This is a genomic window from Kitasatospora sp. NPDC002227, from assembly GCF_040296285.1.
Classification (GTDB): Bacteria; Actinomycetota; Actinomycetes; order Streptomycetales; family Streptomycetaceae; genus Kitasatospora.
Genome location: NZ_JBEOWY010000045.1, coordinates 36,496 through 51,389 on the forward strand (window position 1 = coordinate 36,496; position 14,894 = coordinate 51,389).

The following is a 14,894-nucleotide window of genomic DNA, read 5'->3' on the forward strand; positions in this document are numbered from 1 at the left end:
GGCTGGGGTGGTGAGGATGTACCGCGTGCGGCCCGGCGGCCGGAGGTTCCGTCCGGCGGTGCGCCGGCTGGGGGTCGGCATGTCGCTGGCTGCTGCGCTTGTGGGCTCGGGCACGCTGGCGCCGGTGCTGCGCTGGGTGGGGGAGCTGAACCCGGGGTGGTTCGCGTTGGGGGCGTACACCGTGCTGTGCGTGCTGCTCGGTGTGATCTCGCGGCCGGTGGCCACACCGTTGGTCGGGCTCGGTGCGTGGCTGTTCTTCGACGGGTTCGCCGTGCACCGGTACGCGGAGCTGGGCTGGGCCGGACGCTCCGACGAGCTGCCGTTGCTGGCCTTCGCCGGGGCCGCGCTGCTGGCCTCGCTGCCCGCCGCCATGCCGCGCCGCCGGATCAAGGTCGAGGTCATCAGGCCTGCGGGAACAGCTGGTTGAGCAGGCTGTCAAGGATTCATCAGGGCGGGTGACGCCGCCTTGCCCCTGCTGCACAACCAGTCCGCGCTGTGGCTGAAGTCCCGGCTGCTGTTCACCCCGGGTGTGATGGTGATCAGCGTGCCCTGGCAGCTCGCCTCGGCCCCGCGCGCCGACCGCCCGGCCCGCCGCGCGCCCGGCGCCACCCGACGGGGCGAGCCCGCCCCGGTGAGAGACGTCGCCGAGCCCGAGCGGATCTGACGCGTACGAGCCGGCCCCCGGGAACAGCGCCATCGTTCCCGGGGGCCATCGGCACGTTCCGGCCAAGTCCAGGTCTCGGGTGAATGACGTGGCCGTCAATGCCGCGTCAATGTTGTCGAGGCAGCCGTATGGAGGGCGTCAGGGAACCGCAAACGGCGATGACCAGCTGATTTGCTGCTTCTCGCCGGTCATCCACCGGTGCCGTCAGGAGGTCCGGGGGAGCTCGGCGGCGACAGCCCATGACCCAGTTGGTGGAGCACCCATGCTCGATCTCGTCTTCGTCGGCATCACGGTCGCCGTGTTCGCCGTCATCGCCCTCATCGCGCGGGGGGTGGAGAAGCTGTGAGCGCCGAGAACCTCGCAGGTCTCATCGTCGCCGTCGCGCTCATCGGCTACCTCGTCGTGGCGCTGATCTACCCGGAGAAGTTCTGACATGGGTTCCACTCTTGCGGGGTGGCTGCAGGCGCTCGCCCTGGTGGGCGCGCTGGCCCTGTGCTACCGCCCGCTCGGCGACTACATCGCCAAGCTGCTCACCACCGCCAAGCACCTCAGAGTCGAGCGCGGCCTCTACAAGCTCGTCGGCGTGGACGGCGACGCCGACCAGCGCTGGTCCGTCTACCTGCGCTCGGTGCTGGCCTTCTCGGCCGTCTCGGTGCTCTTCCTCTACGGCCTGATCCGGCTCCAGACGCACCTGCTGCTGAACCTCGGCGTGCCGGAGATGGAGGCGCACCAGTCCTGGAACACCGCGATCTCCTTCGTCACCAACACCAACTGGCAGTCGTACTCGGGTGAGTCGGCGATGGGCCACCTGGTGCAGATGGCCGGCCTGGCGGTGCAGAACTTCGTCTCCGCCGCCGTCGGCATCGCCGTCGTGGCCACGCTGATCCGGGGCTTCACCCGGAACAAGACCGACCGGGTCGGCAACTTCTGGGTCGACCTGACCCGGATCAGCCTGCGGCTGCTGCTGCCGATCTCGATCGTCTTCGCCCTGGTGCTGGTGGCCAACGGTGTGGTGCAGAACTTCCACGGTTTCCACGACATCGCGACGCTCGGCGGGGACACGCAGTCCCTCCCGGGCGGCCCGGTGGCCTCGCAGGAGGTCATCAAGGAGCTGGGCACCAACGGCGGCGGCTTCTTCAACGCGAACTCGGCGCACCCGTTCGAGAACCCGACCGGTTTCACCAACTTGCTGGAGATCTTCCTGCTGCTGGTGATCTCGTTCTCGCTGCCGCGCACCTTCGGCAAGATGGTCGGCGACAACCGCCAGGGCTACGCGATCGTGGCCGTCATGGCGATGTTCTGGGTGGCCTCGGCCGCGCTGATCACCTTCGCCGAGTCGCAGCACTCCGGCTCCGCGCTGCAGGCGGCCGGCGGGGCGATGGAGGGCAAGGAGCAGCGGTTCGGCATCGCGGCCTCCGGGCTGTTCGCCGCGTCGACGACGCTCACCTCGACCGGTGCGGTCAACTCCTTCCACGACTCGTACACCCCCTTCGGTGGCGGTCTGACGATCTTCAACATGATGCTCGGCGAGATCGCGCCCGGCGGTACCGGTTCGGGCCTGTACGGGATGCTGGTCCTGGCGATCGTCGCAGTCTTCGTGGCCGGTCTGATGGTCGGGCGCACCCCGGAGTACCTGGGCAAGAAGCTCGGCGGGCGCGAGATGAAGTTCGCCTCGCTGTACATCCTCACCACGCCGGCGATCGTGCTGATCGGCACCGGTGTCGCGATCGCCCTGCCGGGCGAGCGGGCGGGGATGCTCAACTCGGGGGCGCACGGCTTCTCCGAGGTGCTGTACGCGTTCACCTCCGCGGCGAACAACAACGGGTCGGCGTTCGGCGGCATCACCGCCAATACCCCCTGGTACGACACCGCGCTGGGTCTGGCCATGGTGTTCGGGCGGTTCCTGCCGATGGTGTTCGTGCTGGCGCTGGCGGGCTCGCTCGCCCAGCAGCAGCCGGTTCCCGCGTCGGCGGGCACCCTGCCCACCCACAAGCCGCTGTTCGTCGGCCTGCTGTCGGGCGTCGTCCTGATCGTCGTCGGCCTCACCTACTTCCCGGCTCTCGCTCTCGGGCCGATCGCGGAAGGTCTGCACTGATGTCCACCACTCTTACTCCTGCTCCGGTTGACCAGCCGCAGACCCCGCACAGAGTGCAGGGCGGCCTGCTCGACCCGAAGCTGATCCTCACTTCGCTGCCGGACGCGGTGAAGAAGCTCGACCCCCGGGTGATGGTCAAGAACCCGGTCATGTTCGTGGTCGAGGTCGGCTCGGTGGTCACCACCGTGTCGGCCGTCGCGAACCCGTCCGTGTTCGCGTGGGCGATCACCGTCTGGCTCTGGCTGACCACCGTCTTCGCGAACCTGGCCGAGGCCGTGGCGGAGGGCCGGGGCAAGGCCCAGGCCGATACCCTGCGCAAGGCCAAGACCGAGAGCGTCGCCCGCCGTCTGACCAACTGGCCCGCCTCGCAGGCCGAGGAGGAGGTGCCCGGCACCGCGCTGCGGCTCGGCGACCACGTTGTGGTCGAGGCAGGGCAGGTCATCCCGGGCGACGGTGACGTGGTCGAGGGTGTCGCGTCGGTGGACGAGTCGGCGATCACCGGTGAGTCCGCACCCGTCATCCGCGAGTCCGGTGGTGACCGTTCGGCCGTGACCGGCGGCACGAAGGTGCTGTCGGACCGGATCGTGGTGAAGATCGCGACCGAGCCCGGCAAGTCCTTCATCGACCGGATGATCGCGCTGGTCGAGGGCGCCGCCCGGCAGAAGACGCCGAACGAGATCGCGCTCAACATCCTGCTGGCCTCGCTGACCATCGTCTTCCTGGTCGCCGTGGTGACGCTGCAGCCGATGGCGACGTTCGCCGGTGCGCCGCAGACGATGATCGTGCTGGTGGCGCTGATCGTCGCGCTGATCCCGACCACCATCGGGGCGCTGCTCTCGGCGATCGGCATCGCGGGCATGGACCGGCTGGTCCAGCGCAACGTGCTGGCGATGTCGGGGCGCGCGGTGGAGGCGGCGGGTGACGTCAACACGCTGCTGCTCGACAAGACCGGCACCATCACGCTCGGCAACCGCCAGGCCGCCGAGTTCCAGCCCGCCGAGGGTGTTTCGGTGGACGATCTGGCGGATGCCGCTCAGCTCTCGTCGCTCGCCGACGAGACCCCCGAGGGCCGCTCGATCGTCGTGCTCGCCAAGACCGAGTACGGCCTGCGGGCCCGCGCCCAGGGTGAGCTGACCCACGCGACCTGGGTGCCGTTCACGGCGCAGACCCGGATGTCGGGTGTCGACCTCGCTGAGACCGACGGTCTGCATCAGGTGCGCAAGGGCGCGGCCGGTTCCGTCTCCCGCTGGGTGACGGAGAACGGCGGCAGCGTCGGCGCGGACGTCGCGGCGCTGGTCGACGGCATCTCGGCCGCCGGTGGTACGCCGCTGGTGGTGGCGACGAAGGTCGCGGACGCGCCCGCCCGGGTCCTCGGGGTGATCTACCTCAAGGACGTGGTCAAGGACGGCATGCGCGAGCGCTTCGACGAGCTGCGCCGGATGGGCATCAAGACCATCATGATCACGGGCGACAACCCGCTGACCGCCAAGGCGATCGCGGACGAGGCCGGCGTGGACGACTTCCTCGCCGAGGCCACGCCCGAGGACAAGATGGCCCTGATCAAGAAGGAGCAGGAGGGCGGCAAGCTGGTCGCGATGACCGGCGACGGCACCAACGACGCCCCTGCCCTGGCCCAGGCCGACGTCGGCGTCGCCATGAACACCGGCACCATGGCGGCCAAGGAGGCCGGCAACATGGTGGACCTGGACTCCAACCCGACCAAGCTGATCGAGATCGTCGAGATCGGCAAGCAACTCCTCATCACCCGTGGGGCGTTGACCACCTTCTCGATCGCCAACGACGTGGCCAAGTACTTCGCGATCATCCCCGCGATGTTCGCCACCGTCTACCCGGGCCTGCGCCACCTCAACATCATGGGCCTGCACAGCCCGACCTCCGCGATCACCTCGGCGATCATCTTCAACGCCCTGGTCATCATCGGCCTGATCCCGCTCGCCCTGCGCGGCGTCAAGTACCGCCCGTCGGACGCCAGTTCGCTGCTGACCCGGAACATCCTGGTCTACGGCATCGGCGGCCTGATCGTCCCCTTCATCGGGATCAAGGCGATCGACCTCGTCGTCCAGTTCATCCCCGGCCTGAGCTGAGAGAGGCCAGACATGTCCAAGCCCCTGCCCGCCGTCGTGCGGACGTACTCCACCGCGCTGCGCATGCTGCTGGTGATGACGGTGATCCTCGGGATCGCCTACCCGCTGCTGGTCACCGGTCTCAGCCAGGTCGCGTTCGCCGACAAGGCCAACGGCTCGGTCGTCAGCGCGAACGGCAAGGAGATCGGTTCGAGCCTGCTCGGCGAGAACTACAACCTGCCGAAGAAGGACCCCAACGACCCGAAGGAGCAGACCCAGCCGGACCCGCAGTGGTTCCAGCCGCGTCCCTCGGCGGCCGGCACCGGGTACGACCCGCACAGCTCGTCCGCGTCGAACCTCGGCCCGAACAGCGACGACCTGCTCAAGGCCGTGAACGACCGCCGCGCCGCCGTGGCCGCCTTCGACGGGGTCGACCCGGCGAGTGTCCCGGTGGACGCGCTGACCGCCTCCGGTTCCGGTCTCGATCCGCACATCTCGGTGGCCTACGCCCAGGAGCAGGTCGCCCGGGTCGCCAAGACCCGTCACCTGTCCTCGGACGTGGTGGGCAGGCTGGTGGAGAAGTACGCCGAGGGCCGTTCGCTCGGCTTCCTCGGCCAGGCCGGCGTCAACGTCGTCCTGCTGAACAAGGCGCTGAGCGAGACGAAGTGACGGTCAGTCAGTAGAGCCAGCCCGGGTGCGCAGTGCGCGTACCCGGGCTGCCTGCGCACCCCCCAATCCGGCCAGGACTCGTACCAGGAGAGCAGCCCGTATGTCCCGTGACCTCACCTCTGCCACCGCCAGGCGCCGTGGGCAGCTGAGGGTCTACCTCGGATCGGCCCCCGGCGTCGGCAAGACGTACCGGATGCTCGACGAGGCCCACCGCAGACGGGATCGCGGGGCCGACGTGGTGGTCGGCTTCATCGAGTGCCACGGCCGCCGGCACACCGAGAACATGCTCCAAGGCCTGGAGCTGGTGCCGAGGCTGACCCGGACCTACCGGGGCACGGACTTCCAGGAGATGGACCTGGACGGGATCCTGGAACGGCGCCCCTCGGCCGTACTGGTGGACGAGCTGGCGCACACCAACATCCCCGGCGGCCGGCACGCCAAGCGCTGGCAGGACGTCGAGGAGCTGCTGGCGGCCGGGATCGACGTGATCACCACGGTCAACGTCCAGCACCTGGAGTCGCTCAACGACGTGGTGCAGAAGATCACCGGAATCCCGCAGCGCGAGACGGTGCCGGACGAGATCGTCCGCCGGGCCGACCAGATCGAGCTGGTCGACATGGCCCCGCAGGCGCTGCGCCGGCGGATGGCCCACGGCAACGTCTACAAGGCCGAGAAGGTGGACGCCGCGCTCTCCAACTACTTCCGCGTCGGCAACCTGACCGCGCTGCGCGAGCTCGCCCTGCTCTGGGTGGCCGGGCGGGTGGACGAGGGGCTGCGCGACTACCGTGCCACCCACAACATCGACCGGGTCTGGGAGACCCGCGAGCGGGTGGTGGTCGCCCTGACCGGCGGCCCCGAGGGCGAGACCATCATCCGCCGCGCCGCCCGGATCGCCGACCGTACGGCGGGCGGTGAGCTGCTCGCGGTGCACGTCGCGCGCAGCGACGGGCTGGCCGGGGCCTCGCCCGGCGCGCTCGCCGAGCAGCGGCAGCTGGTCGAGACCCTCGGCGGCAGCTACCACGTGGTGGTCGGCGACGACATCCCCACCTCGCTGCTCTCCTTCGCCCGCGCCCACGACGCCACCCAGCTGGTGCTGGGCACCAGTCGCCGCGGCCGGCTGGGCCGCTTCCTCACCGGCCCCGGCAACGGGCAGACCATCGTCGACGCCTCCGAGGACATCGACGTCCACATGGTCACCCACGAGTTCACCGGCCGCGGCCGGCTGCCCGCCCTGGGCCGCCGCCACTCGCCGCGCCGGACGGTGGCCGGCTTCGCCGCCGGGCTGCTGCTGCCCGTCCTGCTGACCTCGGCCCTCTCCCAGCTGCGGGAGAGCCTCAACCTCACAACGGTCGCGCTGATCTTCCAACTCGGCGTCGTCGCAGTGGCGTTGCTGGGTGGGGCGCTCTCCGCCCTGGTCGCCTCGCTGGTGGCCTCCCTGCTGCTGAACTACTACTTCATCCCGCCGATCCACACGTTCACCATCGGCGAGACCAACAACGTCATCGCCCTGCTGGTCTTCGCCGCCGTCGCCCTCACCGTCTCCACCGTGGTCGACCGCGCCACCCGTCTCACCCAGCGCGCCGCCCGGGCCACCGCGGAGGCCGAGACCCTCTCCACCCTGGCCGGCAGCGTGCTGCGCGGCGCCGACGCCCTGCCCGCCCTGCTGGAGAAGACCCGTACCGCCTTCGCGCTGGACTCCGTCGCCCTGCTCGACCGCACGAGTGGCGACACCATCGGCCGCAGCGACGCCGACGGCGCACCCGCTGCCGAGCAGGCGATCACCGAAGTCCCGGTCGGCCAGGGCGCTTTGCTGGTGCTGGCCGGACGCCGACTGCCCGCCGCCGACCAGCGGGTGCTGACCGCCTTCGCCGCCCACATCGCCGCCGCCCTCGAGCGCGACCGGCTGGCCACCGTCGCCGCCGAGGTCGAGCCGATCAAGGCCGCCGACCGGATGCGCACCGCCCTGCTCGCCGCCGTCAGCCACGACCTCCGCACGCCGCTCGCCGCCGCACTGGCCGCCGTCGGCTCACTGCGCAGCCCCGACGTCGACTTCGCGCCCGAGGACCAGGCCGAACTCCTCGACCTGGCCGACGAATCACTGGTCAAGCTCACCCGGCTGGTCGACAACCTGCTCGACATGAGCCGCCTGCAGGCCGGCGCACTCACCCTCCACCTCGAACCCACCCCGGTCGACGAGGTGCTGCGCCGGGCGATGGACTCCCTCGCCCGCCCCGACGTCCCCGTCCAGCCGCTCGACCTGGACACCGTCCCGCCGGTGCTGGCCGATGTGCCGCTGCTTGAACGGGTGCTGGCGAACGTCATCACCAACGCGCTGCGCTACAACGCCCCTGGCGCACCCGTCCTGGTCGCGGCCAGCCGGCACGAGGAAAGGGTCGAGATCCGCGTCATCGACCGCGGCCCCGGCATCCCCTTCGAGGACCGCGACCGGGTCTTCCTCCCGTTCCAGCGCCTCGGCGACAACGACAACACCACCGGCGTCGGCCTCGGCCTCGCTCTCTCCCGGGGGCTGGCCGAGACCATGGGCGGCTCCCTGGAGGTCGAGGACACCCCGGGCGGCGGCACCACGATGCTCCTCTCCCTTCCTGCGGCCGACGAGACCACCGAGACAGAGGGAGACGAGACCGAGTGAGCCACATCCTCGTAGTGGACGACGAGCCCGCCCTGCTGCGCGCCCTGAAGATCAACCTGCACGCCCGCCACTACTCGGTGCTCACCGCCGCCACCGGCCAGCAGGCCCTGGACGCCGTCAGCCGAACGAGCCCGGACGCCGTCGTCCTCGACCTCGGGCTGCCCGACTTCGACGGCGTCGACATCATCCGCGGCCTGCGGGCCTCACTCTCCGCACCGATCATCGTGCTGTCCGGCCGCTCGGGAGTCGCCGACCGGATCGGCGCCCTGGACGCCGGCGCGGACGACTACCTCACGAAGCCCTTCGTGGTGGACGAGCTCTTCGCCCGCCTGCGCGCCGTGCTACGGCGAGCCCCCGCCCTCACACTCCCGCCGGACGCCATCATCGGCGACCACGTGGTCGACACGGCCGCGAACACCGTCACCGGCCCGGACGGCACCGTCCGGCTCACCCCGACCGAGTGGCAGATCCTCAGGATGCTGCTGGCCGCCCCCGGCCGCCTGGTGCCGGGCCGGGAGCTGCTCCGGGAGATCTGGGGCCCCGAGGCGGAGGAACGCGGCAACTACCTGCGCGTCTACCTGGCCGGCCTGCGCCGCAAGCTCGAGCGCGACCCCACGCACCCCCAGCACCTCATCACCGAACCGGGCATCGGCTACCGCTTCCGGCCCTGAAGCGGCCGCTGCTCCGTCAACGCACTGTCAAGATCGGCACCAGCGGCGCAAGGGGAGCGTCAGGACGGCCGGATCTCGTCAACTCGGGCCGTAGCGTTCTCGGTGACGGGCCGGTCCACTCCGTGGGGGGAGGGAGCCGGTCCGGTTCCGCCGGCGGTGTCGAGAGCCATGGAGGGCCGGCGGAGATCGGGTGCGGCGGCGCGCGGCACACAACAGCGGAGAACGACCAACACGGTCGAACCCGGAGATGGCGAGCCGGCCTGGGGGGCCTGCTCACGGAAGACAGCTCCGGTCACCGCGCGGCGCGCCCCGCACCTGCCATCCGGCGATCACGAGGCGGTGGAGTCCGGTCCGTCCGCATCGCCGGGTTGGTGCTGGCGGTCCGCCGCTTGTGCTGCTCGTGCTGGGCAACTGCCCTGATGGAACTGTCACACAGCTCGGTGCATGAACAGGCGCGGCCACCTGTCCAGGCCATGGGCCGCTTCCCGCGTACGGATGTCCAGCAGGCCCGGGCTGAGCAGGACGTCGTCCCGCAGGCCGTGGAGCCCCATGTACGCGACCGGCTGGGTGCCGCCGCTGCAGCCGCTGAGGTTCGCGCCGGAGTAGACCGCGACCGCGCGGAAGACCGTCGGCCGGGCGCAGGCGAGCGCGTAGCTCATCGAACCGCCGTAGCTGAAACCGGCGGAGAAGAGCTGGGTGGTGTCGATGCACAGGCGGCCCTCGAGCTGCCTGGTCAGGTCGTCGATGAAGGTGACGTCCTGGCCGCCCGAGTTGGCCCAGCCGTTGTCGAAGCCCTGCGGCGCGACGAAGACGGTGCTGTTGTCGGCGTTCGCCGGCTTCCGGAGCCCGTAGTACGACCAGTTGTAGCCGTCGGTGCCGCCGGAGTCGACGCCGCCCGCGGTACCGCCCCGCCAGTGGAGTCCGAAGATCAGCCGGTAGGGGTGGTTCTGGTCGTAGTTGGCGGGGACCCGCAGGATGTAGCTGCGGTTCTGCCCGCTGCTGGTGATGGTGTGGGCGCCGCTCGCCAGGGCCGGGGCCCTGCCGCAGCCGCCGGTACCCGCAGCCGCGGCTGCCCTGACCGGAGTGGCGGTCGCGCCGGGGCCGGTGCCGAGCGCCAGGGTGAGTGCGGTCACGATGACGACCGTCGCGGCCAGCACGGGGGTGAGTAAGGACCTGCGTTTCATGGGCTCTTCCCTTCGCTGTGGGCGGACAGGAGTTCAGGGCACCGGCCGGCGGAGCCTCCGCCGGCCGGTCGAAACGGGTTTGATCCGGTGAAGCGGCCAGCTGCTCGTCAGCTCCAGGGCGCCGCGGTGAGCCAGCTGGTGTCCTGGGCCCAGGACGCTGTGGCGTCCCAGGAGTTGGAGCCGCCGTCGGCGGCGAGGTAGCCCGTGTAGTTGTAGTGACGGAGGTACTTCGCCGGGTAGTTGACCGACTGGAAGGAGCGCCCGGTGCCGCTGTTGCCCGTGGTGGCGCAGAAGGTGGCGTCCTGCGCGAAGTTGCTGCCGCCGTCGTCAGCGTCCAGGTACAGCTGGAAGGCGTAGTGGCGGAGGAAGCGGCCGGGCTGGTTGGCGGATTCGAAGGTCAGGCAGGAGCTGTTGGCCAGGCCCGCCCGGACGATCCAGCCGGCATCAGCCTTGTCGGTGGCCGAACTGGCGGAGCTGATGGGAGAGATGACCACCTTGCTGTCCGCGTCGTCGTGGCGGAGGTAGTGCGAGGTGCAGCAAGGCGCGGTGGTGGCCTGGAGGGAGATCCGGGAGCCGGGGGTGAGGGCGCCTGTGCTGGTGGCGGCGGAGCTGTAACCGGCGGCGGTGATGTTGGCCTGGACGGCGTTCTCGGTGGCGTCCGAGGGGTAGCCGGAGGTCATGACGCCTTCGTAGAAGGTGCCCGCGGAGGCGTTGCTGTTGTCGCCGCCGATGCCGAGGATGATCGAGCCCTCCTTGTGCATCGGGTTGTAGCCGGAGGCGTTAGGGCGCACGCCGCTGTAGTCGGTGGCGAGGCCGCCGGACTGGGCGTTGCCGGAGCGGATGGCCCACTGGTTCGGGCCGCCCTTGACGGCGGCGGTCAGGAACCGGCTGGCGACGGAGGGGTCACCCGGGTTGTTGCCGGTGCCGGCCCCGGAGAACAGGCCGTTCTCCAGGTCGGCCATGACCCAGGGGCCGTTGCCGCTGCCGGAGCCCCAGAAGTTGCTGTTGCCGAAGTAGATGGCCTCCATGTGGCCGTTGCCGGTGTCGGTGCTGCTGGTCTCGGCGTTGCCGTAGTCGAAGCAGCAGCCGCCGTTGAAGTGCGTGCCGTCGAAGATCGCGTACATGCCCTCGGGCTGGTCGCCGGTCGCGATGCCCGAGGTGTGGTTGTTCCGGTAGCCGGTGCCGGGGGCCACATAGACGCCGTACGCCTGGTGGCCGCCGACCGTCACCGGTGCCTCGACGGCGTTGGCCAGGTTGTCGTTCCCGCCCGCGGCCGGGCCGGAAAAGGCACCCTTGGGGGCCTGGGTGAGGCTGTTGCCCTTGCCGGACTGGTCGTAGATGACGGTGATGAGGCAGCTGGTGCCCGCGCAGAAGGAGTCCTGCGCGGCGGCGTTGGCGTAGCCGCCGGTGGTGAGCGGGTTGATGTCCTTGGTGGCGCTGTCGGAGGCGCGCCTGACCTGGTAGAGCGGGCCGTTGTACGCCGCATACAGGGCCCGGGTGGTGGAGTGGGCGGCGACGCAGGGGGTGCCGCCGGCTGCGTAGATGTCGCACGGAGCCTGGGTGGCGGCCTGCGAGGTGGTGGCCGTGGCGGTCAGCAGGCCGGCGGCGAGTACGGCTGTGGTGCCGGTGGCGAGCAGCGCACGGGCGGCGCGGGTCGCGCGGCGGAGCCAGGGGGGCTTGGTCACGTCAGAACTCCTTCACATGGGTGGGTGTGAGGCGAGCGCTATCTTGTGTTAGCGCTCACAATCTCGTGTTAGCGCTAACGCTCGGGTTAGCGCTAACAATGGTCCTGGTCGGTCAGCCGACCGGCTCCAGGGACCAGAGGTGGTCGGCGGTGCCGTTGTCGCTCCACTGGAGGGCGGCGGCTCCGGGAGTTGTGGACGCGTTCTGGACGCCGAGCAGCAGGCCGCTGTTCCGGTTGACCAGCCTCCGGTAGCCGCCGCCCGCGTCGACCAGGCTCCACAGGTGGTCCGGCGTCAGGTTGTCGCCCCACAGCAGGGCGGTGGCTCCGGCGGTCGTGGCGGCGCCGGAGACTCCGAGGACAAGGCCGCTGTTCCGGTTCACGATCTTGTAGTAACCGCCCCCGGCCGGCTCCAGCCGCCACTGCTGGTCGCCGCCGTTGTCGGCCGTCTGCTGAACGACGGCGGCTCCGGCTGCGGTCGACGCCCCGGGGACCCCCAGCGGCAGGCCGCTGTTCCGGTTGACGATCCGCACGGTGGTCTGCGGGTACCAGGACTCCAGCTCGGTCACGCCGATGGACTTGCCCGGCTGGGGAGTGAGGACGACCCGCAGCTGGGAGGTGGTGACCGTCGGGAAGGTGACCTCCTCGGGCCCGTTGGCGACGGGAGCGGCCGGCGTCCTGGTCTGGCCCGGTACCGACGTCCAGGTGCTGCCCGAGAGGTACTGCAGGTCGAAGCTCTGCGGCGCGCGCACGTTCTGCCCGTCGTCGTAGGTGTAGAGCTTCACCTCGTCGACCGGCCGCTCGGCCCCGAAGTCCACCCCGAGGTAGTCGGTGGCGTTCGGCGACCCGGTGTTCGTCCACCGGTCGTCGGGCAGCTGCTCGTACCCGACGAAGCCGTCGATCGCTTTCAGCGGCGAGTCGTGGGCCTGGACGCAGCGGGGGTTGTCGGCGCTGCGGCAGCGGAGGCCGTTGGAGCCGGTGTTGGTGTACGAGGCGAAGGCCTTGGGGTAGGTCGGCTGGTAGCTGCGGTTGTCCCAACCCTTGAACCAGTCCTGGTCGGCCGTCCAGGCGTTGGCGGCCACGTTCTCCAGCCTGGTCTTCGCCACGGGGACGATCGGGGCCGCCACCAGGACGGTGGTGGTGCCGAGACCAGCTGACTGGTGGATCCGGGTGCCGTCCTGGAAGACCTGCAGGCCGGAGCCCTGGTGGTAGTGCGTGCCGTCCCGGTCCCACCGGACGGTCAGCGTGTGGCCGTGGTAGGGCAGGTCCTGGAGCGCGAACCAGTCCCAGCTGTCCGGCACCAGCGGCTTGAGGACCAGCGTGTCGTCCGCCTGGGGCTTGATGCCGAGCAGGCCGGTCAGGACGAGGTCGTTGAAGCTGGAGTGGTTGTAGTTCTCGCTGAAGTCCGAGGCGTCGTAGAGCCAGTCGCCGGTGTCGCCGTCGGCCGCCTCGGCGACGTAGGGCTTGCCGCCCCGGTGCTGCAGGGTGGCGAACTGGCTGAGCATCGTGTCGTACGTCTGCTTGGTGACGTACCCCTGGGCGGGGTAGTCCTGCAGCAGGTTCGCCATCCCGGTGAGGATCGCCGAGGTGTCGAATGGCCAGCTCGGGCCGTTCCAGTGGCAGCAGTTGGTGTCGTCGTGGTGCTGGACGGCGGGGGAGGCCTGGTAGTCGAAGTAGGGGTTCGCGGCGATCTCGTCGAGTTCGGCGAAGCCGGTGCCCTTGGTGAACTTCAGGGTGTTCGCACCGGCATTGAGCGGCACCTGGACCGTCACGGTCTGCGTGGGGGCGAAGGAGCCCCAGGCGGAGGTGGGCGGGTAGCTCACCGTGATCGGCGTGGCGGCTCCGTCGACGGTCAGGTTCTGGGTGGAGGTGGCACCGGTCGCGTTGGCGTAGTGGACGGTCACCGGGTAGGTCCCGGCGCCGGGGGCGTTCACGGTGAACGTGACGGCGCTGTCGGGGTAGTCGATCTGCCCGACGTACTGGCCGTTCGAGGCGCTCGGACTGCCGTGCACGTTCGCGTGGACGACGGCGGCCTGCTCGGCCTCGAGGTCGTGGGTCCGCTCCAGGGTGGTCGGCCCGTGGGAGGCGCCGAAGCGCTGCGGGTCGTTGACGTACTGCCAGGCGCTGGAGTACTTCGCGTCCGGCAGTTCGAACGCCCACGGGGTGTAGCCCATCGCCTCGCGCCAGGTGGTGCGGGTCCACGCAAGGCCGCCGTTGGTGGAGTTGTCGTTGTACACCTGCATGAAGAAGTTGCGCTGCGGGTCCCACAGCGCGTCCTGCACACCGGTCTTGAGCGCGCTCGCCTTTGCGCTGAAGGTGCTCGCGGTCGCGCTGTCGCCGGTCATGGCGGCGACCTTGCCGATCGCCTGGGCCGCCGCGTACAGGTAGCTGTTGATCGTCGGCCGGTACCCGGAGCCGCCGGAGAACCAGTTGGTGCTGTGCATCGAGGTCTCGGTGTACTCGGTGGCGTCGGACAGCGGTGACTGGAAGTAGAGGCCGTCGTCGGTCGGGGCGCCGTTGACGGTGATGTTCCGGGTGTAGTTGGAGCTCCATTTGTCGTACAGCGCGATGAGCTGCGGCAGGTCCGCCTTGAGCTGCGTGGCGTCACCGGTGGCGAGGTAACGCTGGTACGCGGCACTGGTGATCGACTCGCTGAAGCCCCGGGCGCCGGCCTCGCCGGAGCCGCGCAGCCAGTAGTCGAGGTAGTCGTCCAGGTACGTCCGGTCGCGCAGCCAGCGGCCGTCGAGGATGTGGTAGCCGGCCGCGTCCGACAGCCCGCTGTAGGACGCGTTGCCCGAGTACCAGACGGGCTGGTCGTACTCGGTGGCGATGTACCCGGTGCCCGGCGTGGTGTAGCGCAGGGCCTGCTTGTAGGTGCTCCAGCGGTAGTAGTAGACGCCGTTGATGTTCGAGTCCGGGGTGTCCAGGAACGGGATGTTGTCCTTGTACCACTGCGGCTCGGCCAGGCCCTGGGCGGCGAGGACGGCATCCTCGTCGATGACCGAGGCCCCGGTGGCGGCCGCCGCCTGAGCCCGGGTGACGCCGGGGAGCACGGCGGCGGCCAGCGCCACGGAGAGCAGTGGGAACAACACCCGGTGAGGCAGGTCGGAGTGGCGACGCATGGGATCTCCGTCGGGTGGTCATGTGCAGTTGTCAGTACAGTTGTTAACGCTCACAAATAGTTGTTAGCGCTCAC

Annotated in this window: 10 protein-coding genes and 2 pseudogenes; 9 read left to right on the top strand and 3 right to left on the bottom strand. The window is 70.1% G+C overall.

What is annotated here, in order from left to right:
* Positions 1-16: 16 nt before the first annotated feature.
* From ABT095_RS29830 to ABT095_RS29870, 9 genes and pseudogenes are all read left to right on the top strand, one after another.
* Positions 17-427 (top strand): hypothetical protein, encoded by a 411-nt coding sequence (locus tag ABT095_RS29830; RefSeq protein ID WP_350532659.1) that lies wholly within the window; start codon positions 17-19, stop codon positions 425-427.
* Positions 428-472: 45 nt separating this feature from the next.
* Positions 473-664, top strand: a pseudogene (locus ABT095_RS29835) (hypothetical protein); the annotation flags it as partial.
* 88 nt (positions 665-752) lie between these two features.
* Positions 753-1,010, top strand: coding sequence for a hypothetical protein (locus ABT095_RS29840; RefSeq protein ID WP_350532660.1), 258 nt, complete (start codon positions 753-755; stop codon positions 1,008-1,010).
* Positions 1,007-1,096 (top strand): K(+)-transporting ATPase subunit F, encoded by a 90-nt coding sequence (gene kdpF, locus ABT095_RS29845; RefSeq protein WP_350532661.1) that lies wholly within the window; start codon positions 1,007-1,009, stop codon positions 1,094-1,096. The genes ABT095_RS29840 and kdpF overlap by 4 nt, the downstream gene beginning before the upstream one ends.
* Position 1,097: 1 nt before the next feature.
* Positions 1,098-2,759, top strand: a complete 1,662-nt coding sequence (gene kdpA / locus ABT095_RS29850; RefSeq protein WP_350532662.1) for a potassium-transporting ATPase subunit KdpA — start codon at positions 1,098-1,100, stop codon at positions 2,757-2,759.
* Positions 2,759-4,864: a potassium-transporting ATPase subunit KdpB gene (kdpB, locus tag ABT095_RS29855; RefSeq protein ID WP_350532663.1), complete on the top strand. Its 2,106-nt coding sequence runs from the start codon at positions 2,759-2,761 to the stop codon at positions 4,862-4,864. Before kdpA ends, kdpB begins: the two co-directional genes overlap by 1 nt.
* A gap of 12 nt (positions 4,865-4,876) precedes the next feature.
* Entirely contained in the window at positions 4,877-5,512 is a 636-nt protein-coding gene (gene kdpC / locus ABT095_RS29860) for a K(+)-transporting ATPase subunit C (RefSeq protein ID WP_350532664.1), read from the top strand.
* A 100-nt stretch (positions 5,513-5,612) separates the two neighbouring features.
* Positions 5,613-8,162, top strand: a complete 2,550-nt coding sequence (locus ABT095_RS29865; RefSeq protein WP_350532665.1) for an ATP-binding protein — start codon at positions 5,613-5,615, stop codon at positions 8,160-8,162.
* Positions 8,159-8,833 carry a response regulator gene (locus tag ABT095_RS29870; RefSeq protein WP_350532666.1) on the top strand — a complete coding sequence of 225 codons (675 nt, stop codon included), beginning with the start codon at positions 8,159-8,161 and terminating at the stop codon, positions 8,831-8,833. The genes ABT095_RS29865 and ABT095_RS29870 overlap by 4 nt, the downstream gene beginning before the upstream one ends.
* Positions 8,834-9,351: 518 nt before the next feature.
* On the opposite strand, the pseudogene ABT095_RS29875 reads toward ABT095_RS29870, so the two are convergent.
* The 3 genes and pseudogenes from ABT095_RS29875 to ABT095_RS29885 all read right to left on the bottom strand — a co-directional run.
* Positions 9,352-10,017, bottom strand: a pseudogene (locus ABT095_RS29875) (CE1 family esterase); the annotation flags it as partial.
* Positions 10,018-10,124: 107 nt separating this feature from the next.
* Positions 10,125-11,702 carry an alpha-L-arabinofuranosidase B gene (locus tag ABT095_RS29880; RefSeq protein WP_350532667.1) on the bottom strand — a complete coding sequence of 526 codons (1,578 nt, stop codon included), beginning with the start codon at positions 11,700-11,702 and terminating at the stop codon, positions 10,125-10,127.
* Positions 11,703-11,814: 112 nt separating this feature from the next.
* Positions 11,815-14,820 (bottom strand): MGH1-like glycoside hydrolase domain-containing protein, encoded by a 3,006-nt coding sequence (locus ABT095_RS29885; protein ID WP_350532668.1) that lies wholly within the window; start codon positions 14,818-14,820, stop codon positions 11,815-11,817.
* Positions 14,821-14,894: the final 74 nt, after the last annotated feature.